Source organism: Stenotrophomonas sp. WZN-1, from assembly GCF_002192255.1.
Taxonomy (GTDB): domain Bacteria; phylum Pseudomonadota; class Gammaproteobacteria; order Xanthomonadales; family Xanthomonadaceae; genus Stenotrophomonas.
Genome location: NZ_CP021768.1, coordinates 613,909 through 637,513, shown reverse-complemented (window position 1 = coordinate 637,513; position 23,605 = coordinate 613,909). Strand labels below are relative to the sequence as shown.

The window sequence follows — 23,605 nt, the reverse complement described above, 5'->3', positions numbered from 1 at the left end:
ATCGGCGTTCTGCGCCCATTCCGTGGAGTTTGCCATGCGTGCCCTGTCCTGCCTTGGATGCCTGCTGCTGTTGGCCAGTGCCAACGCCGTGGCCGGCCCCGTCTACAAATGGAAGGACGCCAATGGCGTGACCCAGTACTCGGAGACCCCACCGGCGGGCAAGAAGTACGAGACCCGCGAACAGGCCCGCAGCCCGCAGGCTGCGGCCAGCACCGAGACCCCGGCCGCGCCGGTCCCCGAGCAGTGCAGCACGGCCCGGGCCAACCTGGCCCTGCTGGACGGTGGCGGCCAGGTGATGCAGGACACCGATGGCGATGGCAAGCCCGATACCCCGTTGACCCCGGAACAGCACACCGCGCAGAAGGGATTGGCCGAAGCCGCCATCAAGGCCTACTGCCCGGCACAGTGAGGGTTATCGGCAGGGCTTGCAGCCCTGCACCCGCAGAGGCAACAGCAAGGGCAACGTCAAATGCCAGAGCGGCTTCCTGGGGGATGGCAGGGCACTGTGGGTTTGCGGGGCCGCCGTAAACCCGTCCATGGGGGCTTGGCCGCGGCATCCATGCCGCGGACACCCCGCAAACCCACAGTGCCCTGCCTTCGACAGTTGGTCGGGGGCCAGTAGATCCACGCCATGCGTGAATGAATCTCCATGGAAATCGCATATTTCGAGAATTGATCGAACAGCAGCCGAGCATGGCTCGGCTCTACAGAAATGCAGGCAGCTTGCAGGAAACTCTCGAAGGCGGGGTGGGTCCGGTGGCAGGGGTGTGAGCGGCATGGATGCCGCGACCAAGCCCCCATGGACGGGTTTACGGCGTCCCCTGCCACCGGACCCACCCCGCCATCCCACAGGAAGCCCGCTGTTGCTGTTGACGTTGCTTCAGGCGGGTGCAGGGCGCAGCCCTGCCGATACCCCTCCCCCCGGCCGGGCTGGCAGAATAGACGTCTCTGCCGTTATCCGAAGCCGACGATGCGCCTCTCCCAGTTCCACCTGCACACCACCAAGGAAACCCCCAGCGACGCCGAGCTGACCAGCCATCGGCTGATGCTGCGCGCGGGCATGATCCGCAAGCTGGCATCGGGCCTGTACACCTGGTCGCCGCTGGGCCTGCGCGTGCTGCGCAAGGTCGAGCGCATCGTGCGCGAGGAAATGGACCGGGCCGGTGCCGTGGAATTCCAGATTCCGACCATCCAGCCGAAGGAACTGTGGGAGCAGACCGGCCGCTGGCAGAAGTTCGGCCCGCAACTGCTGAAGATCAAGGACCGCAAGGACCAGGTGTTCTGCTACAGCCCGACCGCCGAGGAAGCCGCCTGCGACTTCGCGCGCAGCGAGCTGTCCAGCTACAAGCAGCTGCCGGTGAACTTCTACCAGGTGCAGACCAAGTTCCGCGACGAGATCCGCCCGCGCTTCGGCGTGATGCGTTCGCGCGAGTTCCTGATGAAGGACGCCTATTCGTTCCACCTGCACGATGAGTGCCTGGTGCGCGAGTACGAGAACATGAAGTCGGCCTACAGCCGCATCTTCACCCGCCTCGGCCTGGATTTCCGCATGGTGCAGGCGGACTCCGGTGCGATCGGCGGCGATGCGTCGCAGGAGTTCCACGTCATCGCCGATTCCGGCGAGGACGCGCTGGTGTTCTCCACCGGCTCGGACTACGCAGCCAACATGGAAGCGGCGATTGCCGCCGATCCGGCGCCGCGTGCGGCCGCCGCCGAAACGATGCGCAAGGTGGATACCCCCACCCAGAAGACCTGCGAAGACGTCGCGGCCCTGCTCGGCATCGACCTGCAGCGCACGGTGAAGTCGGTGGCGCTGATCGCCGGCGAAGGCAAGGCACAGCAGTTCGTGCTGGTTCTGGTACGCGGCGACCATGAGGTCAACGAGATCAAGCTGGCCAAGGTCGCCGGCCTGGACGAGCAGCGCTTCGCCAGCGAGGCGGAAATCGCCGAGCACCTGGGCAGCGTGCCGGGCTTCCTCGGCCCGGTCGCCGCGGGCAAGGCCATCCGCGTGGTCGCCGATCGCGAAGTAGCGGCAATGGCCGACTTCGTCGTCGGCGCCAACGAGGCCGGCTTCCACCTGGCCGGCGTCAACTGGGGCCGCGACCTGCCGGAGCCGGAAGTGGCCGACATCCGCAACGTGCGTGCCGGCGACCGTGCCGTGGACGGCGGTGAACTGAAGATCGCCCGTGGCATCGAAGTCGGCCACGTGTTCCAGCTCGGCCGCAAGTACGCCGAAGCACTGGATGCCACCGTGCTGGATGAAAACGGCAAGGCGGCGGTGATGGCGATGGGCTGCTATGGCATCGGCATCTCGCGCGTGGTGGCTGCCGCGATTGAACAGAACCATGACGATGCCGGCATCATCTGGCCGGACGCGATGGCACCGTGGCAGGTGGTGGTATGCGTGATCAACCCGAAGGGCGATGCGGCCGTGGCCGACGCCGCTGCCAGCCTGCTGCAGGAGCTGCGCGACGCGGGCCTGGACGCTGCACTCGACGACCGCGGCCTGCGCCCTGGCGCGATGTTTGCCGACATGGAACTGATCGGTATCCCGCACCGCGTGGTGGTCAGCGAACGCGGCCTGGCCGCCGGCACCTACGAGTACCGCTCGCGCCGCGCCAGCGACGCGGAGAGCCTGGACAAGGCGACCCTGCTGCAGCGACTGCAGGGCTGACATGAAACGACCGGGGCCTGCCCCGGTCTTTTTTTTGCCTGCGCCAGCGCGCGCCGATATTGCAGCGGACATAATCCGGTCAAAATCACCGCGACAGCGCCGGCGCGCCGCCACGGCATGTCCTGCCTGCATTTGTGCTTGGATTAATTCATCTCTATTCTGTCCGCCGACGCCATGGACTGGCTCGTCCCGTCCACTTATTAGTTTCCGGAGTAACCGTAAATGAGCATTGACCTGACCGGCCTGTCGGCGCGCGAACTGGGCGCCCTGATCCGCACCGCGAAGAAGCAGCAGACCATCGTCGCCAAGCGCCGGCCGATCACCAAGGTTCGCGCCCAGCTGACCAAGCTGGCCAAGACCGAGGGTTACACCATCGAGGAACTGTTCGGCGACGCCCCGGCCCCGCGCGCGCGCAAGGTGGCCAAGGTCGCCAAGGCACCGTCGAAGACCGCCGGCCGCAAGCTGGGCAAGGTTGCCCCGAAGTACCGCAACCCGGCCAACCCCAAGGAAACCTGGACCGGCCGTGGCAAGCAGCCGCGCTGGATGGCTGAGCTGACCGCCAAGGGCAACAAGAAGCCGGAAGATTTCCTGATCAAGAAGGCCTGAGGCCGGATCGGGTTGGAATGAAAAACGCCGGCGGACGCCGGCGTTTTTCATTCTCCGGCGTGTGGACCGAGGTCCACACCCACCGACATCATCACAGGGTTTTGCGGGCCGGCATCAGCAGGTTGCCGAACAGCAGGCCGGCGACCAGCGCCATCACCACGTTGAGCACGGTCAGGAACACGCTCTGGCCGGCGCCCACGTCCTGCTGCTGGACCAGGGTCAGCACGCCACGCAGGCTGGTGCTGCCGGGCACCATCATGATGATGCCGGGGAGGCGGATGATCGCACCCGGACGCCCGACCAGGCGACCGAACAGATTGCCACCGGCGGTCAGCAGCATCGCCGACAGGAAGATGCCAGCCGGCGCGCCCCAGGCGTGGCCGCCGAACTTGGAGATCGCATAACCGGCCACCGAGGCGGCGATCACCCACGGGTAATCGCGGCGGTTGGCCTTGAACAGCATCGCGAAGGCGAAGGCTGCGGTCAGCAGCGAGCCCCACTCCACCCACGGCCCCTGCGGCCGCGTGGCGCGGATCACCGGATCCAGGCCGAGCACGTCGGCCAGGGTCACCGCGATCATCGCGCCGACGCTGAGCTTCATGATGGTGGTCAGCGCACCGGCAAAGCGCGCGGTGCCCGATACCCAGTGCTGGCTGGCCAGTTCGTTGACCGCATTGGTCAGCGACATGCCGGGCAGCAGCACCACCAGCGACGCGATGATCACCGTATTGAGGTTGAGCGCGCCGATGAAGGACGCCACCAGGGTGGCAACCATGCCGGCCAGCAGCGCGGCCAGCGCCTCGGCCGCTTCGCGGGTGGCCGGGCGACGGTCGGTGACCATGCCGAGCAGGCCGATCATCAAGCCGATGACACCGGCGGTGGCGATGTCCAGCCACGGCAGCTTCCACATGCCGGCCACGCCGGCCGCGCCGAGAGTGAACGAAAGGATGGTGCGCAGCTTGCCGCGCCGGCCCGGATCCTTGTCCAGCTGGCGCAGCGCGGTGTGGCCCTGGGCGATGCTCATCCGCCCGTTGGACACTTCCTCGGCGATGTGGTCAGCGACGCTGAGCTTGTGCAGGTCGTTCTCACCGGGCGCCAGGCGGATCACGCGGGTGATGTCGCTGGAGCCGATCGCCTGCGCCGGATCGCTGAAACTGAGGATGATACCGGTGGGATTCGACCACGGTTCACAATCCAGATCGAGCTGGCGGGCCAGCGCCACCACCGCCGTTTCCAGGCGCTGGGCCGTGGTGCCATAGCTGTGCAGGCGTCCGGCGATCTCGGAAACAAAGGCCACGCGCTGTGCGTAGGTGGCCTGGGGCGTGGGGATCGTGTGAGCGTCTGCGGACATGCGCCGTAGTATTACCTACGCTGGGCCCCACCGGAGAAATTCATCCGAGTTCGACGCGAAGCCCGATACAGAACGGTTATGCTGCGATCCGAATGGCCCAAGTGACCCCGAACCACGCCCCCCAGCTCGAACAGGATGCCCACGACCCGGGCCTGATCCGCCTGTCCGGCACCTGGACCTTGAAGACCGCGCTGGCCGCGGCCGAGGTCCTGCACGGCGTGCCCGACAAACTGACCGGCATCGATGCTACCGGCATCGAACAGCTGGATTCGGCCGGCGTGCTGCAGGTGCTGCGCGTGGCCCACCGTGCAGACCTGCACGAAGACGCACTGCAGTTCCGCGCGGACCACCAGGCGCTGGTGTGCACCATCGAGGAAGTGGCCGACGACCGGCCCAAGCCCAAGCGCGATTTCGGCGTGCTGGCCGCGCTGGAACGGCTGGGCATCAGCGTCCACACCACCGGCCACAACATCAAGGCGCTGTGCAGCTTCCTCGGCGAGAACCTGGTCAAGGCGGCCCGGCTGGTCAAGGAACCCCGCCGCTTCCGGCTGACCGCCACCGTGCACCAGATGGAGCAGGTCGGGCTGGACGCGGTACCGCTGGTGGCGCTGCTGTCCTACCTGGTCGGCGCGGTGATCGCGTTCCTCGGCTCGACCATCCTGCGCGACTTCGGCGCCGAGATCTACGTGGTCGAGCTGGTCAACATCGCCTTCCTGCGCGAATTCGCCGTGCTGCTGACGGCGATCGTGCTGGCCGGCCGCACCGCCAGTGCGTTCACCGCGCAGATCGGTGCGATGAAGGCACGCGAGGAAATCGATGCGATGCGCACCCTGGGCCTGGACCCGGTCGACCTGCTGGTGCTGCCACGCTTGCTGGCGTTGCTGGTCACCCTGCCCCTGTTGACCTTCATCGCGATGGTCGCCGGCCTGGCCGGCGGCATCACCGTCGGCGCGTTCGACCTCGACATCCCGCCGCAGATGTACATCGCGCGCATGCACGAGACGATGGAAGTGCGGCACATGCTGGTCGGCCTGTCGAAGGCACCCGTGTTCGCGCTGGTGATCGGCCTGATCGGCTGCCTGGAAGGACTGAAGGTCGAAGGCACCGCGCAGTCGGTCGGCGAGCGCACCACCTCCAGCGTGGTGCAGACGATCTCGCTGGTGATCATCATCGACGCCTTCGCGGCGTTGTGGTTCATGCACATGGACTGGTGACATGAGCACATCCGCCCTCCCCGAACCCATCGACATGCGCGACGACCAGGGCCACGAACTGGCCATCCGCGTGCGTGGACTGGTCAACCGCTTCGGCAGCCAGACCGTGCACGAAGACCTGGACCTGGACGTGCGCCGCGGCGAAATCCTGGGCGTGGTCGGCGGCTCCGGCACCGGCAAATCGGTGCTGATGCGCTCGATCCTCGGCCTGCGCGTGCCCGATGCCGGGCAGATCGAAGTACTCGGCCGCGACGCGCGTGCCGACGATGCCGAGAGCCGCCTGCACATCGAGCGCAACACCGGCGTGCTGTTCCAGGACGGCGCCCTGTTCTCCTCGCTGACCGTGGGCGAGAACGTGCAGGTGCCGCTGAAGGAGCACCATCGCGAACTGCCCGAACGCTGGCACTACGAACTGGCGCTGCTGAAGGTGAAACTGGCCGGCCTGCCTGCCGACGCGATCAACAAGCTGCCTTCGCAGCTGTCAGGCGGCATGCGCAAGCGCGCCGGCCTGGCCCGGGCACTGGCGCTGGATCCGCCGCTGCTGTTCCTGGACGAACCCACTGCCGGCCTCGACCCGATCGGCGCGGCGGCGTTCGACCGCCTGATCAAGACCCTGCAGGAAGCACTGGGGCTGACCGTGTTCCTGATCACTCACGACCTGGACACGCTTTACGCGATCTGCGACCGGGTCGCGGTGATCGCCGACCGCAGGGTGGTGGCCAACGCACCCTTGCCTGACATCGAGAAACTGGATCATCCGTGGATCCAGGAATACTTCCACGGACCCCGCGCGCGCGCCGCGCGTGGCGAACAGATCGAGAGTGCCTGAGCCATGGAAACCAAAGCCAACTACGTGCTGATCGGCGCGTTCACCCTGATCACCGGTCTGGCCCTGCTGGCCTTCGGCCTGTGGGCCGCCAAGTACTCCTCCGACCGTACCTGGCAGGAGTACCGCGTGGTGTTCCGCGAAGCGGTGACCGGCCTGTCGGTGGGCAGCCCGGTGCAGTACAACGGCATCGCGGTGGGCTCGATCACCGAACTGAACCTGGTGCCGGACGACCCGCGCCAGGTGGTCGCGCGCATCCGCCTGAACTCCAACACCCCGGTCAAGACCGATACCCGCGCCAAGCTGGCGATCACCAGCCTGACCGGCCCATCGATCATCCAGCTCAGCGGCGGCACGCCACAGTCGCCGGCGCTGACCACGGTCAACAAGGACCCGGCACCGATCATCCCGACCACGCCCTCGGCGCTGCAGAACATCACCGACGTCGCCAACCGCATCGTCGAGCGCATGGACCAGATCCTCAGCGACCGCAACGTGGCCTCGATCAATGCGACGCTGGCCAATCTGGAAACCATCAGCGGCGGCCTGGCCGACCGCGACCAGGGCACCCAGGCGCTGCTGCTCAGCGCACGCGATGCGGCCCGCAGCCTGGACACCACGCTGAAGACCACCAACGGCACCATCGAGCGCCTGGACAAGAACCTGGTGCAGCAGCTGCCTGGCATCATCGACAAGCTCGACGGCACCCTGGCCAAGCTCGATTCGGCCGCCGGCAACGCCGATTCGATCCTTGGCGAGAACCGCGCCGCAATCAACAGCTTTGCCAACGATGGCCTCGGCCAGCTGGGCCCGACGCTGACCGAACTGCGCGGCCTGATCCGCGACCTGCGCCGGGTCAGCGACCGCCTCGAGAACAACCCCGCGCGCTACCTGCTGGGCCGCGACGCACCGAAGGAGTTCGAACCCAAATGAGCCCGACCACCCTTCCGCGCCTGCTGCTGGCCGCTTCGATGGTCACCCTGCTGGGCGGCTGCTCCATTCTCGGCAGCAGCGAGAAAACCGCAGTGACGCTGTATTCGCCCGCCGTGCAGGTCAAGGCGGACCCAGCCTGGCCGCAAGCCAGCTGGCAGCTGGTGCTGGCCAAGCCCAGTGCCGCGCGCCTGGTCGACAGCCCGCGCATCAACGTGCGGCCGACGCCGTCGCAGCTGGAGATCTACAAGGGCGCCAGCTGGGCGCAGCCGGCCACCGACATGATCGAGGACACCCTGCTACGTGGCTTCGAGGATTCCGGCCGCATCCGCGGCGTGGCCCGCAGCACCGCCGGCATCCGCGCCGATTACAAGCTGTCCACCGACGTGCGCCGCTTCGAATCGGATTACCAGGGCCAGGCCACGCCGACGGTGGTGATCGAGGTCAACGCCAAGCTGATCCATGTCGCCGACCAGCGCGTGGTCGCGGACCGCACCTTCCGCCAGGCGCAGCCGGTGGGCAGCACCGACGTACCGGCGGTGACTGCCGCGTTCGAGCGTGGCCTGCAGCAGCTGGCCCAGGACGTGGTGGGCTGGACGCTGGTGAGCGGCCAGGCCGATCAGCCGACCGTCGCGCGCTGATCGCCGCATTCGCCGGGTCGTGCCCGGCAACAACTCTCACCGTGGCGTGATCCAGCGGAAGGTCAGGTTGATCCGTTCGCCCTGCACCCGCGCCATCTTCGGCAGCGCGTGCTGGTAGAAGCGCTGGGTCTGCCCGGCCATCAGCAGCAGGTCGCCATGGCCCAGCACGAATTCAGCCTTGCGCGCCGGGTCGTCGCGGCGTCGCAGCAGGAATCGGCGCGCCGCGCCCAGGCTCAGCGAAGCGATCACCGGGGCCGGCCCCAGCTCCGGCTCGTCATCGCTGTGCCAGCCCATGTAGTCACCGCCACCGCGGTAGCGGTTCAGCAGCACGCTGTTGAAGTGGCCGTGTCCTTCGGCCCGCAGGTGCTCGCGCACGGCCAGCAACACAGGCGGCCAGGGGTGCGGCACGAACTCGGCACCGGAATAGCGATAGCGGGCCTGCGGGTCGCCGATCCAGCAGCTCAGCCGCGGCGAGTCCACCCAGCTGCCGAACATGCGGATGCGGTGGGATTCCCAGGGCACTTCGGCCTGCAGCGAGGACAGGAGCTGGTCGGCGTCGGCCGCAGCCAGCCAGCCCGGCAGGTGCAGGACATCGGCATCGGGCAGGTCGTGGGGGAACAGCATGGCAATCCCTCAGGAAACGAGGCGGCCTTGGGCCGCCCTCGTGCCGTCAGCCGCGCTGGAACGCGACGCCGGTCTTTTCCTTCAGCTCTTCATCGCTGACACCCGGCGCGGCCTCCACCAGCAGCAAGCCCTTGTCAGTCACGTCGAACACCGCCAGATCGGTGATGATGCGGTCGACCACGCCCACGCCGGTCAACGGCAGCGTGCATTCGGGCAGGATCTTGTGCTCGCCGTTCTTGGCGGTGTGCTCCATCAGCACCACCACACGCTGCACGCCAGCCACCAGGTCCATCGCGCCGCCCATGCCCTTGACCATCTTGCCGGGCACCATCCAGTTGGCCAGGTCGCCCTTGTCGGTGACCTGCATGGCGCCGAGGATGGCCAGGTTGACGTGACCACCGCGGATCATCGCGAAGCTGTCGTGGCTGCCAAAGTAGCTGGCGCCGGCGCGTGCGGTGACGGTCTGCTTGCCGGCGTTGATCAGGTCGGCGTCGACCTCGGCGTCGGTCGGGAACGGGCCAATGCCGAGCAGGCCGTTCTCCGACTGCAGCCACACATCCACGCCGTCGGGAATGTGGTTGGCCACCAGCGTCGGCAGGCCGATGCCCAGGTTCACGTAGGCGCCATCGGTCAGTTCCTGGGCGGCGCGTGCCGCCATCTCGTCACGGGTCCACGCCATGTCAGTTGCCCTCCGCGCGGATGGTGCGCTGTTCGATTCGCTTCTCAGGATGCGCGTTGTGCACGATGCGGTGCACATAGATACCCGGCAGGTGCACCTGGTCCGGGTCGATGGCGCCGACCGGCACCACCTCTTCCACTTCCACGATGCAGACCTTGCCGGCCATCGCACAGGCCGGGTTGAAGTTGCGTGCGGTCTTGCGGAACACCAGGTTGCCGGCCTCGTCGGCCGTCCAGGCCTTGACCAGCGCCACGTCGGCGCGCAGTGCGGTTTCCATCACGTAGTGCTTGCCGTCGAACTCGCGGGTTTCCTTGCCCTCGGCCACCACCGTGCCGTAGCCGGTGGCGGTGAAGAACGCCGGGATACCGGCACCGCCGGCGCGCAGGCGCTCGGCCAGGGTGCCCTGCGGGTTGAACTCCAGTTCCAGCTCGCCGGCCAGGAACTGCCGCTCGAATTCCTTGTTCTCGCCCACGTAGGACGAAATCATCTTCTTGATCTGCCGCGTTTCCAGCAGCTGGCCGAGGCCGAAGCCATCGACGCCGGCATTGTTGGAGATCACGGTCAGGCCCTTGACGCCGCTGTCGCGCAGCGCAGCGATCAGCGCCTCGGGAATGCCACACAGGCCAAAGCCGCCCACGGCCAGGGTCTGGCCATCGGCGACCACCCCCTGCAGGGCCTCCGCCGCACTGGCGAAGCGCTTGCCGCGCTTTCCGCCGGTCGTTGCCGGGTTGCTCATCTACGCCCTCACCTCGTTGATGTAATCCGCCCATTCTAGGCCAGCGCACCCACCGGTCACGTGGCGTTGCGGCATGGAAACGATTCCCATACAGGACTGGGACTACAATCTTGGGCTGAGCTCCCCAAGGATCCGATCGATGCCCCTGCCCGCCTTCAAGGCCTATGACATCCGCGGCCGCGTGCCGGAAGAACTGAACGAAGAGCTGGCGCGCCGCATCGGCGTGGCACTGGCGGCGCAGCTTGCACCAGGCCCGGTGGTACTGGGCCACGACGTGCGCCTGACCAGCCCTGCGCTGCAGGACGCCTTGGCCGCAGGCCTGCGCGGCACCGGGCGCGAGGTGATCGACATCGGCCTGTGCGGCACGGAAGAGGTCTATTTCCAGACCGACCATCTGGGCGCGGCCGGCGGCGTGATGGTCACCGCCAGCCACAACCCGATGGACTACAACGGCATGAAGCTGGTCAAGGAGAACGCGCGCCCGATCAGTTCGGATACCGGCCTGTTCGCGATTTCCGATGCGGTCGCCGCCGATACGTCCGAGGCGCAGCCGCCGCGCGCCGGGCAGAGCGCCCAGCATGACAAGAGCGCGTACATCCAGCATCTGCTGAGCTACGTCGATGCCCCCAAGCTGCGCCCGCTGAAGCTGGTGGTCAACGCCGGCAACGGCGGTGCCGGTGCCATCGTCGACCTGCTGGCACCGCACCTGCCGTTCGAGTTCATCCGCATCTGCCACGAACCGGACGGCAGCTTCCCCAACGGCATTCCCAACCCGCTGCTGCCGGAGAACCGCGCCGCCACCGCCGACGCGGTGCGCGAGCACGGCGCCGATTTCGGCATCGCCTGGGATGGCGACTTCGACCGTTGCTTCTTCTTCGACCATACCGGCCGCTTCATCGAGGGCTACTACCTGGTCGGCCTGCTGGCCAAGGCGATCCTGGCGCGCAACCCGGGCGGCAAGGTCGTGCATGACCCGCGCCTGGTCTGGAACACCGTGGACATGGTCGAGCAGGCCGGCGGTGTGCCGGTACAGTGCAAGAGCGGCCACGCCTTCATCAAGGAAAAGATGCGCGCCGAAGACGCGGTGTACGGCGGCGAGATGAGCGCCCACCACTACTTCCGCGAGTTCGCCTATGCAGACTCCGGCATGATCCCGTGGCTGCTGATTGCCCAGCTGGTTTCCGAAAGCGGGCGTTCGCTGGCCGACTGGGTCGAAGACCGCATGGCCGCCTACCCGTGCAGTGGCGAGATCAACTTCAAGGTTGCCGATGCCAAGGCTGCGGTCGCGCGCGTGATGGAACACTTCGCCGCGCAGTCGCCGGCGCTGGATCACACCGACGGCATCAGCGCCGACTTCGGCGACTGGCGCTTCAACCTGCGCAGCTCCAACACCGAGCCACTGCTGCGCCTGAATGTTGAAGCCCGGGGCGATGCCGCGCTGATGCAGGCGCGCACCGACGACATTTCCCGCCTCATCCAGCAGTAACCGAGGAACGCATGAGCAGCATCCAGCCCGTCATCCTGTCCGGTGGATCCGGTACCCGCCTGTGGCCGCTTTCGCGCGAGGCGTATCCGAAGCAGTTCCTGCCATTGGCGGGCGAACTGACGATGCTGCAGGCCACCTGGAAGCGCGTTGCGCCGATCGCCGCGCGTGGGCCGCTGGTGATCGCCAACGAAGAGCACCGTTTCGTCGCCGCCGAGCAGCTGCAGCAGGTTGGCGCCGAGCCGGCCGCGATCATCCTTGAGCCGGTCGGCCGCAACACGGCCCCGGCGATCGCGGTGGCCGCGCTGGAAGCCACCCGCGACGGCGCCGACGCCCTGCTGCTGGTGCTGCCCTCCGACCACGTGATCACCGACGAGGCGGCGTTCCGCGCAGCGGTTCAGGCCGCCGCCGGTGCCGCCGAAGCCGGCAAGCTGGTCACCTTCGGCATCGTGCCGACCGGCCCGGAAACCGGCTACGGCTATATCAAGGCCGCCGATGGCCAGGGCCTGCGCGCGGTCGAGCGCTTCGTCGAGAAGCCCGACCTGGACACCGCCACCGACTACGTCAGCAGCGGCCAGTACTACTGGAACAGTGGCATGTTCCTGTTCAAGGCCTCGCGCTACCTGCAGGAGCTGGAACGCTTCCAGCCCGCCATGCTCGTCGGCAGCCGCCAAGCTTGGCAGCAGGCGCGTCGCGATGCCGACTTCACCCGCCTGGACAAGGACGCCTTCACCGCCGTTCCGTCCGATTCCATCGACTATGCGGTGATGGAGAAGACCGCCGATGCCGTGGTGATTCCACTGGATGCAGGCTGGAACGATGTCGGCTCGTGGACCGCGCTGCGCGATGTCTCGCAGCAGGACGGCGATGGCAATGCCCACCAGGGCGACGTGATCGCCATCGACTGCCGCAACACCTATGCCTACGCACAGCGCCTGGTGGCGCTGGTCGGGCTGGACGATGTGATCGTGGTGGAAACCGACGACGCGGTGCTGGTCGGCAAGGCCGACCGCATGCAGGAGGTCAAGACGGTGGTCGCACAGCTCAAGGCCGAGGGCCGCAGCGAGGCCACCTGGCATCGCAAGGTCTATCGCCCGTGGGGCGCCTACGATTCGATCGACAACGGCGAGCGCTTCCAGGTCAAGCGGATCACGGTCAAGCCCGGCGGCACGCTGAGCCTGCAGATGCATCACCATCGCGCCGAGCACTGGATCGTGGTCAGCGGCACCGCCGAAGTGACCCGTGGTGACGAGGTGATCCTGCTCAGCGAGAACCAGAGCACCTACATTCCGCTGGGCGTGACCCATCGCCTGCGCAACCCCGGCAAACTGCCGCTGGAACTGATCGAAGTGCAGTCCGGCAGCTATCTGGGTGAGGATGACATCGTGCGGTTCGAGGATACCTACGGGCGCAGCTGACCCAGCGCCCGCTGGTGGCTGCCGACGGCGGATCGGGGTGGGTGCCGACCGCTGGTCGGCACGCCGCCTACCGGGTCAGGCAATCTCCGCCATCACCCGCTTCAGGCCGTCCTGCCAGGCCGGCAGCACGATGCTGAAATCCTGCTGCAGCTTGCGATTGTCCAGCACCGACCAGGCCGGGCGCTTGGCCGGGGTCGGATACTCGGAACTGGGAATCGCCTCGACCGTCGGCACCTTGGCCAACGCGCCGGTGGCCAACGCCTCGGCGAAGATCGCCTCGGCAAAGCCATGCCAGCTGGTCTGGCCACTGGCCGTCAGGTGCCAGGTACCAGACAACTGGCCCGGATGCTGCAGCGCCTGCGCGGTGACATCGGCGATCAACGCGGCCGGCGTCGGTGTACCGATCTGGTCGGCCACCACGCGCAGCTGCTCGCGCTCCGCGCCCACCCGCAGCATGGTGCGCAGGAAGTTGGCGCCGTGCGAGGCGTAGACCCACGCCGTGCGGAAGATCAGATGGCGACCGCCGGCCGCACGCACCGCGTCTTCACCGTCGCGCTTGCTGGTGCCATACACGCCCAGCGGTGCGGTCGGCTCGTCTTCGCGGTAGGGCGCGCTGCCCTGGCCATCGAACACGTAATCGGTGGAGTAATGCACGAACGGCACGCCGTGCGCCGCACACCAGCGCGCGATCACGCCCGGTGCCTGCGCGTTGGCCGCGAACGCGGCCTCCACGTCCTGCTCGGCACGGTCCACGGCGGTGTAAGCGGCCGCATTGACCACCACCGACGGCTGCAGACGATCCAGCAGGGCTGGCAGGCTGTCAGGCTGGCTGAAGTCGGCGGTTTCGCAGGCACTGCCATCCGGCAGCGTGCCGCTGCGCGTGGTGGCAACCACTGCCCCCAGCGGGGCCAGCGCGCGCAGCAGCTCCTGGCCGACCTGGCCGTTGCCGCCGAACACCAGCACCGTCATGGGGTGTAGACCGGCAGGCGGTCCTCGGCAATGTCCTTCAGGAACGGTGCGTTCTCGTCTTTCGCCGACAAGGTCGGTGCACTGATCGGCCAGTCAATTGCGATGTCGGCATCGTTCCAGCGGATGCCGGCGTCGGTTTCCTTGACGTAGACATCCGTGCACAGGTAGCTGAACAGTGCGCGCTCGGACAGCACCGCGAATCCATGGGCGAAGCCTTCAGGAATCCAGAACTGCTTCCTGTTTTCAGCACTCAGTACCACCGCCTCCCAACGACCGAAGGTAGGCGAGCCGCGGCGGATGTCGACGGCGACGTCGTAGACCTCGCCTTCCAGCACGCTGACCAGCTTGCCCTGCGGCCGCGGCCACTGGAAATGCAGGCCACGCAGCACGCCCTTGGCCGACGATGAGACATTGCTCTGCACGAAGCGATCAGGCAACCCCAGTGCGGTAAAGCGCTCGGCATTCCAGGTCTCGAAGAAGAACCCGCGCTCGTCACCGAATACCGCCGGTTCGATCACCCGGCACCCCGGCAGTGAAGTCTCGATCACCTTCACGGAACGACTCCGCGCTGGGCGAGCGTATGCAGGTACTGGCCATAGCCGTTCTTGATCAGCGGCGCAGCCAATGCTTCCAGCTGCTCGGCACTGATCCAGCCCTTGCCGAATGCGATTTCCTCGGGACAGCAGACCTGCAGGCCCTGACGGGTCTGGATGGTCTCGATGAAGTTGGATGCCTCCAGCAGCGACTGGTGGGTACCGGTGTCCAGCCACGCATAGCCACGACCGAGCGCCTCCAGGTGCAGGTTGCCTTCGGCCAGGTAGCGCTTGTTGAGATCAGTGATCTCCAGTTCGCCCCGCGGCGACGGCTTCAGTTCGGCTGCGTAATCGCTGGCGTTGCCGTCATAGAAGTACAAACCGGTCACCGCATAATTGGAGCGCGGCTTTTCCGGTTTCTCGACCAGGTCGATCACCTTGCCGCTCTGGTCGAACTCGGCCACGCCGTAACGTTCCGGATCATTGACCCAGTAGCCGAACACGGTCGAGCCGTGCACGCGTTCGTCGGCGCGCTTGAGCACTTCGCGCAGGCCATGGCCGTGGAAGATGTTGTCGCCCAGTACCAGGCAGCTCGGCTTGCCCGCCACGAAGTCGCGGCCGATCAGGTAAGCCTGGGCCAGGCCATCCGGACTCGGCTGCACTGCGTATTGGATGTCCATGCCCCACTGCGAACCGTCGCCCAGCAACTGCTGGAACAACGCCTGCTCATGCGGCGTGTTGATGATCAGGACCTCACGGATACCCGCCAGCATCAGCACGCTGAGCGGGTAGTAGATCATCGGCTTGTCGTACACCGGCAGAAGCTGCTTGCTGACGCCCTTGGTGATCGGATACAGCCGGGTGCCGGAACCACCGGCGAGGATGATGCCCTTGCGCTGGGTCATGGTGTCTCCTGGATTCAGGCCGTGGTGCCGATGCGCTGCAGGCGGTAGCTGCCGTCGAGCACGCCATTGACCCAGTCCTGGTTGTCCAGGTACCAGTCGACGGTGTAGGCGATGCCCTGCTCGAACGTGTAAGCCGGTTCCCAGCCCAGGTCGTTCTTCAGCTTCGAGGCATCGATCGCATAGCGGCGGTCATGGCCGGGTCGGTCGGTGACGTAGGTGATCTGGCTGCTGCGCGGCTGGCCGTCCGCGCGGGGGCGGCGCTGGTCCAGCAGTGCGCAGATCGCCTGCACCACTTCAATGTTCTGCTTTTCCGAATTGCCGCCGACGTTGTAGGTCTCGCCGACCTGGCCCTTGGCCAGCACGGTGCGGATCGCTTCGCAGTGGTCGGACACGAACAGCCAGTCGCGCACCTGCTTGCCATCGCCGTAGACCGGCAGCGGTTCGCCGGCCAGGGCCTTGGCGATCACCAGCGGGATCAGCTTTTCGGGGAAATGGTACGGGCCATAGTTGTTGGAGCAGTTGGTGGTGAGCACCGGCAGCCCGTAGGTGTGGTGGAATGCACGCACCAGGTGGTCCGATGCGGCCTTCGACGCCGAGTACGGGGAATTGGGGGCGTACTGGGTCGTTTCGCTGAACTTCCCGGTCTCACCGAGGGTGCCGTACACCTCGTCGGTGGACACATGCAGGAAGCGGAATGCTGCGCCCTGCTCGGCCGGCAACGCCTTCCAGTAGTCGCGCACCGCTTCCAGCAGGCCCAGGGTGCCCACCACATTGGTCTGGATGAACGCACCCGGGCCATCGATGGAACGGTCGACGTGGCTCTCGGCGGCGAAATTGAGCACCGCGTCCGGCTGGTGTTTGGCCAGCAGGCGGGTGACCAAGGCGCTGTCGCCGATGTCACCCTGCACGAACACGTGGTTCGGGTTGCCGTCCAGGCTGGACAGGGTCTTCAGGTTGCCGGCATAGGTCAGGGCGTCGAGATTGACGACCTTGACGCCGCGCGCCACGGCCTCGAGAACGAAGTTACCGCCAATGAATCCGGCACCGCCGGTGACAAGCCATGTGGGCACTACCTGATCTCCTGTTGATCAATCATGTGGGTCGCATCAGCAACTTGATTCAGCTCAACAGGATACATCGGGGCCACCTTCACGACTTCCTTCGCACCATGAACGAAGCATGGGGCGGGCATTTTTCTGCCGCACCGCAGCATAACCATACGCATTCGCATGGTCCCCTCAAGCCAGCTAGAATCGGGATCCCACCCCCGAACCGGTTGCTGTGCGAGGACCGGACGTTCTCCCCGTTATTGAAGGACCCCGTACCAGATGAAAATCCTCGTCGCGTACAAGCGCGTGGTGGACTACAACGTCCGCATTCAGGTCAAGCCGGACGGTTCCGGCGTGGTCACCGACGGCGTCAAGCTGTCCCCCAATCCGTTCGATGAAATCGCCCTGGAAGAAGCCCTGCGCCTGCGCGACAAGGGCATCGCCAGCGAAGTCGTGGTCGCCACCATTGCTCCGGCCGATGCCCAGGCGCACCTGCGCAATGGCCTGGCCATGGGCGCCAACCGCGCCGTCCATGTGGTCACCGACCAGGCCATCCAGCCGCTGACCGCCGCACGCACCCTGCTCAAGCTGATCGAGAAGGAACAGCCGGACCTGGTGATTCTCGGCAAGCAGGCCATCGACGACGACGCCAACCAGACCGGCCAGATGCTGGCCACGCTGTGGGGCCGTCCGCAGGCGACCTTCGCCAGCAAGCTGGACATTGCCCACGGCAAGGCCACGGTGACCCGTGAAGTCGACGCCGGCCTGGAAACGCTGGAAGTCGATCTGCCGGCCGTGGTCACCACCGACCTGCGCCTGAACGAGCCGCGCTTCATCAAGCTGCCGGACATCATGAAGGCCAAGGCCAAGCCGCTGGAGACCCTGCAGCTGGCCGACCTCGGCGTCGAAGCCGCCGATACCTTCAAGACCACCCAGTACGCTGCGCCGTCCAAGCGCAGCAAGGGTGTGATGGTCAAGGACGCGGCCGAACTGATTGCCGCACTCAAGCAGAAGGGGTTGCTGTAATGAGCAGGATTCTCGTCATCGCCGAGCACCACGACGGCAAGCTCAACGCCGCCACCGCCAAGACCGTCAGCGCCGCCGCTGCCATCAGCGGTGCCAGCATCGACGTGGTGGTACTGGCCGCCGACCCGGCCGCCGTGGCCGCCGAGGCCGCGAAGATCGCCGGCGTCGCCAAGGTCCTGACCGTGGCCAACGCCGCCAACGCGCAGGCCATCGCCCAGGTGCTGGCGCCGCAGATCGCGCAGCTGGCCAAGGGCTACACCCACGTATTCGGCCCGTCGACCACCTTCGGCAAGGACCTGATGCCGTGCGTGGCCGCCCTGCTCGGCGTCAACCAGGTCTCCGACCTGATGAGCGTTGAAGGCAGCCACACCTTCAAGCGCCCGATCTACGCCGGCAACGCGATCATCACCGTGGAAGCCCCGGCCAACCAGATCGTGGTCGCCACCGTGCGTGCCGCCTCGTGGCCGGAAGCGGCCCAGGGCGGCAACGCCGCCATCGAAGCGGCCAGCGTAGATGCTGCCCTGCCGACCCACACCCGCTTCGTCGGCCTCGCCGCCGGTGCCAGCGACCGCCCGGACCTGCAGAGCGCCAAGCGCGTGGTCTCCGGTGGCCGCGGCGTCGGTTCGGAAGAGAACTTCAAGGTCATCTTCCAGCTGGCCGACAAGCTCGGCGCCGCCGTCGGCGCCTCGCGTGCCGCGGTCGATGCCGGCTACGTGCCCAGCGACCTGCAGGTCGGCCAGACCGGCAAGATCATCGCCCCGGAGCTGTATGTGGCGGTGGGGATCAGCGGTGCGATCCAGCATCTGACCGGCATCAAGGATGCTGGCATGATCGTCGCGATCAACAAGGACGGCGATGCGCCGATCTTCGAGATTGCCGATATCGGCCTGGTCGGGGATCTGTTCGCGATCCTGCCTGAGCTGGAAAAGGCGCTGTAAGGTTACGCTGTGAAATAGTAGGCTTTGCTGCATCGGCCGCCTAGTGCGGCCGATGCTCTTCCCGCTCCGGCCATTGGACCCCTTACCAGCGTGTCTCCGCAACCGTCAAAGCCCATGTCAAAGACCGTCCTGAATCAGGCACCGTCTCGGGATTTCTCATTCGTCCCGGACGTATCCGTGGTCATTCCGGTCTACGGATGCTCAAGCTGCCTGGAAGAGCTGACCGAAAGGGTCCTGGCTGCGGTCAAGAATGAGAGCAGAACAGTCGAAATCATCTTCGTCGACGACAACAGCCCGGACCAGGCATGGGAACGCATCCTGGAGTTGTCTCAACTCCATGCCGAGGTACGAGGGCTCAAGCTTTCACGGAACTTTGGGCAACACGCCGCGATAAGCGCTGGAATCGCACGAGCCCGAGGCAGGGCCATGATTGTGATGGACTGTGACCTGCAGGACATACCTGAGGAGATTCCCACGCTTCTGGCCGAGCTTAAGGAAGATGTCGAGATCGTCCTCGGACAACGCATCGAACGTCAGGACACCTGGTTCAAGCAGGCAGGCTCGCGCACCTTCTACCGTACTTTGGGCTGGTTGACCGATACCAATTACGATCCAAGCACCGCCAACTTCGGCGCCTACAGCCGCAAAGTCATCGACGCGATGAATGCGATGCCGGAAACGGACAGATTCCTTCCTCTGCTTGCCAGATGGACGGGCTTTCGGACGGTTCGTACCCCCGTGGTACACGGGGAGCGCGCCGTGGGCAAGAGCGGCTACACGCTGAGCAAGCTGCTGCAGATGGCGACCCGGATCGCCCTTTCATTCTCGGACAAGCCGCTGAGACTGGTCATGTCCGCTTCTTTCGCACTCGCTGGCGTGGGCCTATGCGTTGCAGCATTTGCCGTGTACCGCTACCTCATGGGCGATGTTCGAGTCGCCGGATTCACCAGTATCCTGGCTTCGGTCTGGCTGGTGGGAAGCTTCCTCATGGCCAGCATTGGGGTGGTCGGCCTTTATGTCGGTCGCATGCACAACGAGACCAAGAGACGCCCGCAGTACCTGATCTGGCGTGACTCTTGGAGCAACGACAATGCCTGAACAGACCTTGCTCAACTACTCGCCCTTGGACTCGAATCGATTTGCGATCCACGTCGAGCGCGCGAACCTCGGGATCGATACGCCTGCGGCGCCCATGGTCGAGGCCATTATCGCCTCCCCGGCCGACCTCATCATTGCCCGCTTTCCGGCGGGCAGCAACGAGGTCCCCAATGCGCTGATCCAGCAGGGCGAAGTACTGCTCCACGCTGACACCCTTGTCTACTATGAAGTGCGGCTGCCAGCTTCTGCGGGAAACGCGGCTCCCAATGTTCGCCGCGCGCAACTGAGCGACCTTGAGGCAATTCGCGGCATCGCCTCCGCAGGCTTCCAGAACTATCGGGCCCACTATGCGGCCAATCCGCTATTGCCCGCTGCACAGATTCTGGACGGATACATCGAGTGGGCCCAAAGCCGTGCCGACCCGTCCGACACAACCAGCGATACCTGGCTGGTGTTCGACGGCGACGATGCCGCTGGTTTCGCTACCTGCGATGTCCAGGACGGTGGCGTGGAGATCGTACTCAATGCAGTCCACCCCGCTTTCGAGCGACGAGGTCACTACGGCACGCTGCTGCGCCACCTGCTGCACCACTATGCAGAAGCTGGCCTGGTGCGCCTGAGTATCTCCACCCAGATCTGGAATTACACCGTGCAGCGACAATGGGCGCGTGCCGGGCTGTTGCTGGCGAGAGCGTACGATACGTTCCATATCGACCGCCGCCTGGCTGCACAACGGAGCAGGCCGTGAACCCCGTAACTCCTTTCTTTCCTTGGTTCATGGTCGCCGCAACGATTGTGCTGACCAGCTATGGTCAGCTCGTCATCAAATGGCAGGCGAGTTCGTACCAGGCAACGACGGCCGGGTGGCTGGGCAAACTCCCTCCTGTCATCCAGTTGCTCCTTCAGCCTTGGGTGATTTCCGCCTTTGTCGCGGCGTTCGCTGCATCCCTTTGCTGGATGCTGGCGGTTTCGCGACTGGAACTTAGTCGTGCCTATCCATTCATGGCACTGAACTTCCTGATCGTCTGCGTTGCGGCCATTCCGCTGTTTGGCGAAGCTTTTACCCTATCAAAGGCGGTCGGCCTGGCGACCGTTGTCGCCGGCCTGATCATCATCAGCCAAGGCTGATATCAACTGCTCACACCAAAGAGACCTCATGATTCCGTTCAATCGCCCGTTCATGACCGGCAAGGAACTTCCCATGATCGGCCAGGCGCACGCCAATGGCCATCTTTCGGGAGACGGTCCATTTACAAAGAAATGCCACCAGTGGATGCGGGAACGCACGGGCGCTGCGAGTGCTCTGCTCACCCACTCGTGCACTGCAGCACTGGAAATGGCCGCTCTTCTGTTGGATCTGGAACCCGGTGATGAGGTGATCATGCCCTCCTTCACGTTCGTGTCGACGGCAAACGCCTTCGCACTGCGTGGTGCGGTGCCGGTATTCGTCGACATACGGAGCGACACTCTCAACATCGACGAGGCCCTGATCGAAGCGGCGATTACTCCGCGTACCCGCGCCATCTGTGTAGTCCACTATGCGGGCGTGGCGTGTGAAATGGATACGATCATTGAGATCGCGCAACGACACGGACTGAATGTTGTTGAGGACGCCGCCCAGGGCATCATGTCCAGCTACAAGGGACATGCGTTGGGGACGATTGGCCAACTTGGCGCGTTCAGTTTCCACGAAACGAAGAATGTCATTTCCGGCGAAGGCGGCGCTCTACTGTGCCGTGACGCCGCCTTCGGCGAGCGTGCGGAGATCATCCGCGAGAAAGGTACCAATCGGAGCCGCTTCTTCCGCGGACAGGTCGACAAGTACACGTGGGTCGACGTGGGCTCATCCTATCTTCCCGGCGAAATCATCGCGGCATTCCTGAATGCCCAGCTGGATGATGCCGAAGAAATCACTGCCCGCCGGCTTGCCATCTGGGACCGCTACGACGCGTGGGCCGAGCCCTACGAAGCTGCGGGGCAACTGCGTCGCCCGATCATTCCGGCCGAGTGCACGCACAACGCACACATGTACTACCTGCTGCTACCAAGCCTGGAGGCGCGCACTGCTTTCATCGCAGGAATGCGCGAGCGCGGAGTGCAAACGGTCTTCCATTACATCCCACTGCACTCCTCTCCCGCCGGAGACCGCCTGGGTCGCGTGGCTGGAACGATGGAAGTAACCGACGACATCAGCAACCGCCTGGTACGCATGCCGCTCTGGCTTGGCCTGGAGCAGCAGCTGGATCAGGTCCTGGCAGCAGCGGATGCCACGATCGCGCAAGGCACCTGACGATGGCGCACGAGAGCACCACTGCGCACTCCAGCCCGATGCTGGACGAAGGACAACACACCCTGCCACCGGTTGTTGGCCAACTGCGGGCAGGGACGCTGTTCCTGCTTGCCTACTATGCGTTTTTCCTGGCATCGAAACTCGTAGGTTTCATGCCGGGCTACTCTTTGGATGACTATGCGATCGTCCGGGCGGCCGGGGACAATAGCCTTGCCGGATTCTTCATCTCCCAGGGACGCTACGGCAGCGCACTGATGGATGTGATCCTGCATGCCTGCAACCTGACAATGTCGAGCTTCTCCACCATCGGACTGGCCGCGACAGCAGTGTTCAGCGGTTTGTTCTTCAGGGATGCGCTTGATCTTCCGCCCAAGGGCACGGCCACCATCGCCATCGGCCTCGGCGCCCTACTGGGCGCCCATCCCTACTATACGGAGTACGTTTCCTATCGCCAGGCTGCGCTGCCGATGTCGCTGACTTTCCTCGGCATGTGGCTGGCACTCCGGCTGTACCGGGGCGCGCTCGGGGCAGGAACGGTGAGGGTCTCCCATCTCATTGCCAGTGTCCTGGTGGCCACTCTGGTCATGGGGTTCAACCAGCTTGCAGTCTGCTTCCTGTCGATTGCCGTGCTGTGTGTGCACGTCCGCCGCCTCCAGCACGGGCTTCCGCCAGGCCTCGGCCTGGGATTCCTGCGGAGACAAGGCTGGCTCGCGCCGCCTGTCCACGCCGCAGTGGCGGGCATTGTGCTGATCCTCTGCAACATGCTCGTGGCCAAGCTGGTGCTCGTCACGGCTAGTGTTCCAGCAACGGGGCGTTCGGAGCTGATTCCCGTGGAGCTGCTGTCCCAGCGCTGGACCGAGCTGACGCACTTGCTTACCGTTCTCTGGGCACAATCCGAAACTGTTGCCGCATGGCCCGCAAAAGCACTCGCAGCCGCCGGCTTCATTGTCCTGTTGGTGGCCCGCCTGGGGATGGCCAAGGGTTCAGCCTGGCTGGCAGTCGTTGTTCTGATTGCCGCCACCGTCGCAGCGCTCATTCCGATCGCTGTCACGGTGACCTGGTGGCCCGTTCCCCGTACCCTGATCGCCGTCCCCTTCGCTCTGGCAGCGGCTGTTTCAGTGCTGATCCCCACCAGCGATCCCCGCGTCACTCTCGCCGGCATTCTTCTCATCACCAGCGGCTGCATCTTTTCCGCGCACAGTCAGTCGATTCTGTTCAATCAGCAACGACTCAATCGTTGGGACCAGATGCAGGCACGGGAAATGGCGCTCCTCGCGACCGAGAAGTATCCTGAGGCGGCTTCGAAGCTGGCAATCGTGGGTCCGACCTGGTCGCATGAAATCGCCCAAAGTATCGCTCAGGGCGACATGAACATCTCGGCATTGGGCGTTGATTGGGCGCTGGATCCACTGTTCGACGAAGCGACCGGCCGCGACCAGAACGTCCGCCTGGCGCCCGAGTTCTCTGGACTGTGTTCAACTTCGGCCAAGTATCCTGCACCCAGCTCCCTGCACAAGCAGGGAGACGAGGTCGTGATATGCATGCACTGAGCTGCTCCTGCTGCAGACTCAGGTGCAAGCCCCGATTGAATGCAAGCTGATCCACTCTGATAGGT

24 protein-coding genes are annotated in these 23,605 nt (G+C 65.4%); 16 read left to right on the top strand and 8 right to left on the bottom strand.

All coding sequences use genetic code 11. The features are described 5' to 3' along the window. Positions 1–34 precede the first annotated feature (34 nt). From CCR98_RS02940 to CCR98_RS02930, 3 genes are all read left to right on the top strand, one after another. Positions 35–409, top strand: a complete 375-nt coding sequence (locus CCR98_RS02940) for a DUF4124 domain-containing protein (protein ID WP_087924128.1) — start codon at positions 35–37, stop codon at positions 407–409. A 561-nt stretch (positions 410–970) separates the two neighbouring features. Continuing rightward, a complete protein-coding gene (locus CCR98_RS02935; protein ID WP_087921466.1) occupies positions 971–2,674 on the top strand; it encodes a proline--tRNA ligase in 1,704 nt (567 codons plus the stop codon). Positions 2,675–2,896: 222 nt separating this feature from the next. Then, positions 2,897–3,280 carry an H-NS histone family protein gene (locus CCR98_RS02930; RefSeq protein ID WP_005415203.1) on the top strand — a complete coding sequence of 128 codons (384 nt, stop codon included), beginning with the start codon at positions 2,897–2,899 and terminating at the stop codon, positions 3,278–3,280. A gap of 91 nt (positions 3,281–3,371) precedes the next feature. On the opposite strand, the gene CCR98_RS02925 is transcribed toward CCR98_RS02930, so the two are convergent. Beyond that, a complete protein-coding gene (locus CCR98_RS02925; RefSeq protein WP_014645868.1) occupies positions 3,372–4,631 on the bottom strand; it encodes a threonine/serine exporter family protein in 1,260 nt (419 codons plus the stop codon). A 92-nt stretch (positions 4,632–4,723) separates the two neighbouring features. Between CCR98_RS02925 and CCR98_RS02920 the strand changes: the two genes are divergently transcribed. Genes CCR98_RS02920 through CCR98_RS02905 form a run of 4 tightly spaced genes read left to right on the top strand, consistent with a single transcriptional unit; the run spans position 4,724 to position 8,242 of the window. Further along, positions 4,724–5,845 (top strand): ABC transporter permease, encoded by a 1,122-nt coding sequence (locus tag CCR98_RS02920; RefSeq protein ID WP_087921465.1) that lies wholly within the window; start codon positions 4,724–4,726, stop codon positions 5,843–5,845. Position 5,846: 1 nt separating this feature from the next. Further along, complete coding sequence (locus CCR98_RS02915) at positions 5,847–6,674, top strand: ABC transporter ATP-binding protein (protein ID WP_087921464.1); 828 nt, start codon at positions 5,847–5,849, stop codon at positions 6,672–6,674. A 3-nt stretch (positions 6,675–6,677) separates the two neighbouring features. Further along, the gene (locus tag CCR98_RS02910; RefSeq protein ID WP_014035909.1) at positions 6,678–7,604 is read left to right on the top strand and encodes an MlaD family protein; all 927 of its coding nucleotides are present in this window, start codon (positions 6,678–6,680) and stop codon (positions 7,602–7,604) included. After that, on the top strand, positions 7,601–8,242 hold the full coding sequence (locus CCR98_RS02905; protein WP_087921463.1) for an ABC-type transport auxiliary lipoprotein family protein: 642 nt from the start codon (positions 7,601–7,603) through the stop codon (positions 8,240–8,242). The genes CCR98_RS02910 and CCR98_RS02905 overlap by 4 nt, the downstream gene beginning before the upstream one ends. Positions 8,243–8,278: 36 nt before the next feature. Here CCR98_RS02905 and CCR98_RS02900 read toward each other — a convergent pair whose 3' ends face one another. Genes CCR98_RS02900 through CCR98_RS02890 form a run of 3 tightly spaced genes read right to left on the bottom strand, consistent with a single transcriptional unit; the run spans position 8,279 to position 10,281 of the window. Beyond that, positions 8,279–8,866, bottom strand: coding sequence for an alpha-ketoglutarate-dependent dioxygenase AlkB (locus tag CCR98_RS02900; protein ID WP_087921462.1), 588 nt, complete (start codon positions 8,864–8,866; stop codon positions 8,279–8,281). A 46-nt stretch (positions 8,867–8,912) separates the two neighbouring features. Beyond that, the gene (locus tag CCR98_RS02895) at positions 8,913–9,545 is read right to left on the bottom strand and encodes a CoA transferase subunit B (protein WP_087921461.1); all 633 of its coding nucleotides are present in this window, start codon (positions 9,543–9,545) and stop codon (positions 8,913–8,915) included. 1 nt (position 9,546) lies between these two features. Continuing rightward, on the bottom strand, positions 9,547–10,281 hold the full coding sequence (locus tag CCR98_RS02890) for a CoA transferase subunit A (RefSeq protein WP_087921460.1): 735 nt from the start codon (positions 10,279–10,281) through the stop codon (positions 9,547–9,549). A 139-nt stretch (positions 10,282–10,420) separates the two neighbouring features. Here CCR98_RS02890 and CCR98_RS02885 point away from each other — a divergent pair, with 139 nt between their 5' ends. Both CCR98_RS02885 and CCR98_RS02880 read left to right on the top strand, forming a co-directional pair. Next, positions 10,421–11,767 (top strand): phosphomannomutase, encoded by a 1,347-nt coding sequence (locus CCR98_RS02885; RefSeq protein ID WP_087921459.1) that lies wholly within the window; start codon positions 10,421–10,423, stop codon positions 11,765–11,767. A gap of 11 nt (positions 11,768–11,778) precedes the next feature. Then, complete coding sequence (locus tag CCR98_RS02880; protein ID WP_087921458.1) at positions 11,779–13,182, top strand: mannose-1-phosphate guanylyltransferase/mannose-6-phosphate isomerase; 1,404 nt, start codon at positions 11,779–11,781, stop codon at positions 13,180–13,182. Between the two features lie 75 nt (positions 13,183–13,257). Here the strand turns inward: CCR98_RS02880 and rfbD are convergent, their stop codons facing one another. Genes rfbD through rfbB form a run of 4 tightly spaced genes read right to left on the bottom strand, consistent with a single transcriptional unit; the run spans position 13,258 to position 16,659 of the window. Next, positions 13,258–14,151: a dTDP-4-dehydrorhamnose reductase gene (gene rfbD, locus CCR98_RS02875; protein WP_087921457.1), complete on the bottom strand. Its 894-nt coding sequence runs from the start codon at positions 14,149–14,151 to the stop codon at positions 13,258–13,260. Beyond that, positions 14,148–14,705, bottom strand: a complete 558-nt coding sequence (gene rfbC / locus CCR98_RS02870; protein ID WP_087921456.1) for a dTDP-4-dehydrorhamnose 3,5-epimerase — start codon at positions 14,703–14,705, stop codon at positions 14,148–14,150. Before rfbC ends, rfbD begins: the two co-directional genes overlap by 4 nt. Then, the gene (gene rfbA, locus CCR98_RS02865; RefSeq protein WP_087921455.1) at positions 14,702–15,589 is read right to left on the bottom strand and encodes a glucose-1-phosphate thymidylyltransferase RfbA; all 888 of its coding nucleotides are present in this window, start codon (positions 15,587–15,589) and stop codon (positions 14,702–14,704) included. The genes rfbC and rfbA overlap by 4 nt, the downstream gene beginning before the upstream one ends. Positions 15,590–15,603: 14 nt before the next feature. After that, entirely contained in the window at positions 15,604–16,659 is a 1,056-nt protein-coding gene (gene rfbB / locus CCR98_RS02860; RefSeq protein ID WP_087921454.1) for a dTDP-glucose 4,6-dehydratase, read from the bottom strand. Between the two features lie 258 nt (positions 16,660–16,917). On the opposite strand from rfbB, the gene CCR98_RS02855 reads away from it, so the two are divergent. The 7 genes from CCR98_RS02855 to CCR98_RS02825 all read left to right on the top strand — a co-directional run bounded on the left by CCR98_RS02855 (position 16,918) and on the right by CCR98_RS02825 (position 23,540). After that, the gene (locus CCR98_RS02855; RefSeq protein ID WP_087921453.1) at positions 16,918–17,664 is read left to right on the top strand and encodes an electron transfer flavoprotein subunit beta/FixA family protein; all 747 of its coding nucleotides are present in this window, start codon (positions 16,918–16,920) and stop codon (positions 17,662–17,664) included. Next, complete coding sequence (locus CCR98_RS02850; RefSeq protein ID WP_087921452.1) at positions 17,664–18,602, top strand: electron transfer flavoprotein subunit alpha/FixB family protein; 939 nt, start codon at positions 17,664–17,666, stop codon at positions 18,600–18,602. The genes CCR98_RS02855 and CCR98_RS02850 overlap by 1 nt, the downstream gene beginning before the upstream one ends. Positions 18,603–18,716: 114 nt before the next feature. Further along, the gene (locus tag CCR98_RS02845) at positions 18,717–19,700 is read left to right on the top strand and encodes a glycosyltransferase family 2 protein (protein WP_087921451.1); all 984 of its coding nucleotides are present in this window, start codon (positions 18,717–18,719) and stop codon (positions 19,698–19,700) included. Continuing rightward, a complete protein-coding gene (locus CCR98_RS02840; protein WP_087921450.1) occupies positions 19,693–20,448 on the top strand; it encodes a GNAT family N-acetyltransferase in 756 nt (251 codons plus the stop codon). Before CCR98_RS02845 ends, CCR98_RS02840 begins: the two co-directional genes overlap by 8 nt. Next, positions 20,445–20,828 (top strand): hypothetical protein, encoded by a 384-nt coding sequence (locus tag CCR98_RS02835; protein WP_232463078.1) that lies wholly within the window; start codon positions 20,445–20,447, stop codon positions 20,826–20,828. The genes CCR98_RS02840 and CCR98_RS02835 overlap by 4 nt, the downstream gene beginning before the upstream one ends. 28 nt (positions 20,829–20,856) lie before the next feature. Then, positions 20,857–21,990: a dTDP-4-amino-4,6-dideoxygalactose transaminase gene (rffA, locus tag CCR98_RS02830; RefSeq protein ID WP_087921448.1), complete on the top strand. Its 1,134-nt coding sequence runs from the start codon at positions 20,857–20,859 to the stop codon at positions 21,988–21,990. Between the two features lie 2 nt (positions 21,991–21,992). Further along, complete coding sequence (locus CCR98_RS02825) at positions 21,993–23,540, top strand: glucosyltransferase domain-containing protein (protein WP_087921447.1); 1,548 nt, start codon at positions 21,993–21,995, stop codon at positions 23,538–23,540. Positions 23,541–23,605 lie beyond the last annotated feature (65 nt).

What these genes read in the sequence shown, in the direction of transcription:
- rfbA (WP_087921455.1), bottom strand. Translation starts at nt 15,589, where the DNA reads ATGACCCAGCGCAAGGGCATCATCCTCGCCGGTGGTTCCGGCACCCGG.
- CCR98_RS02920 (WP_087921465.1), top strand. Translation starts at nt 4,724, where the DNA reads ATGGCCCAAGTGACCCCGAACCACGCCCCCCAGCTCGAACAGGATGCC.
- CCR98_RS02890 (WP_087921460.1), bottom strand. Translation starts at nt 10,281, where the DNA reads ATGAGCAACCCGGCAACGACCGGCGGAAAGCGCGGCAAGCGCTTCGCC.
- CCR98_RS02905 (WP_087921463.1), top strand. Translation starts at nt 7,601, where the DNA reads ATGAGCCCGACCACCCTTCCGCGCCTGCTGCTGGCCGCTTCGATGGTC.
- CCR98_RS02850 (WP_087921452.1), top strand. Translation starts at nt 17,664, where the DNA reads ATGAGCAGGATTCTCGTCATCGCCGAGCACCACGACGGCAAGCTCAAC.
- CCR98_RS02855 (WP_087921453.1), top strand. Translation starts at nt 16,918, where the DNA reads ATGAAAATCCTCGTCGCGTACAAGCGCGTGGTGGACTACAACGTCCGC.
- CCR98_RS02880 (WP_087921458.1), top strand. Translation starts at nt 11,779, where the DNA reads ATGAGCAGCATCCAGCCCGTCATCCTGTCCGGTGGATCCGGTACCCGC.
- CCR98_RS02940 (WP_087924128.1), top strand. Translation starts at nt 35, where the DNA reads ATGCGTGCCCTGTCCTGCCTTGGATGCCTGCTGCTGTTGGCCAGTGCC.
- CCR98_RS02895 (WP_087921461.1), bottom strand. Translation starts at nt 9,545, where the DNA reads ATGGCGTGGACCCGTGACGAGATGGCGGCACGCGCCGCCCAGGAACTG.
- rfbD (WP_087921457.1), bottom strand. Translation starts at nt 14,151, where the DNA reads ATGACGGTGCTGGTGTTCGGCGGCAACGGCCAGGTCGGCCAGGAGCTG.
- CCR98_RS02935 (WP_087921466.1), top strand. Translation starts at nt 971, where the DNA reads ATGCGCCTCTCCCAGTTCCACCTGCACACCACCAAGGAAACCCCCAGC.
- CCR98_RS02930 (WP_005415203.1), top strand. Translation starts at nt 2,897, where the DNA reads ATGAGCATTGACCTGACCGGCCTGTCGGCGCGCGAACTGGGCGCCCTG.
- CCR98_RS02915 (WP_087921464.1), top strand. Translation starts at nt 5,847, where the DNA reads ATGAGCACATCCGCCCTCCCCGAACCCATCGACATGCGCGACGACCAG.
- CCR98_RS02925 (WP_014645868.1), bottom strand. Translation starts at nt 4,631, where the DNA reads ATGTCCGCAGACGCTCACACGATCCCCACGCCCCAGGCCACCTACGCA.
- CCR98_RS02845 (WP_087921451.1), top strand. Translation starts at nt 18,717, where the DNA reads ATGTCAAAGACCGTCCTGAATCAGGCACCGTCTCGGGATTTCTCATTC.
- CCR98_RS02825 (WP_087921447.1), top strand. Translation starts at nt 21,993, where the DNA reads ATGGCGCACGAGAGCACCACTGCGCACTCCAGCCCGATGCTGGACGAA.
- rffA (WP_087921448.1), top strand. Translation starts at nt 20,857, where the DNA reads ATGATTCCGTTCAATCGCCCGTTCATGACCGGCAAGGAACTTCCCATG.
- CCR98_RS02885 (WP_087921459.1), top strand. Translation starts at nt 10,421, where the DNA reads ATGCCCCTGCCCGCCTTCAAGGCCTATGACATCCGCGGCCGCGTGCCG.
- CCR98_RS02910 (WP_014035909.1), top strand. Translation starts at nt 6,678, where the DNA reads ATGGAAACCAAAGCCAACTACGTGCTGATCGGCGCGTTCACCCTGATC.
- CCR98_RS02840 (WP_087921450.1), top strand. Translation starts at nt 19,693, where the DNA reads ATGCCTGAACAGACCTTGCTCAACTACTCGCCCTTGGACTCGAATCGA.
- CCR98_RS02900 (WP_087921462.1), bottom strand. Translation starts at nt 8,866, where the DNA reads ATGCTGTTCCCCCACGACCTGCCCGATGCCGATGTCCTGCACCTGCCG.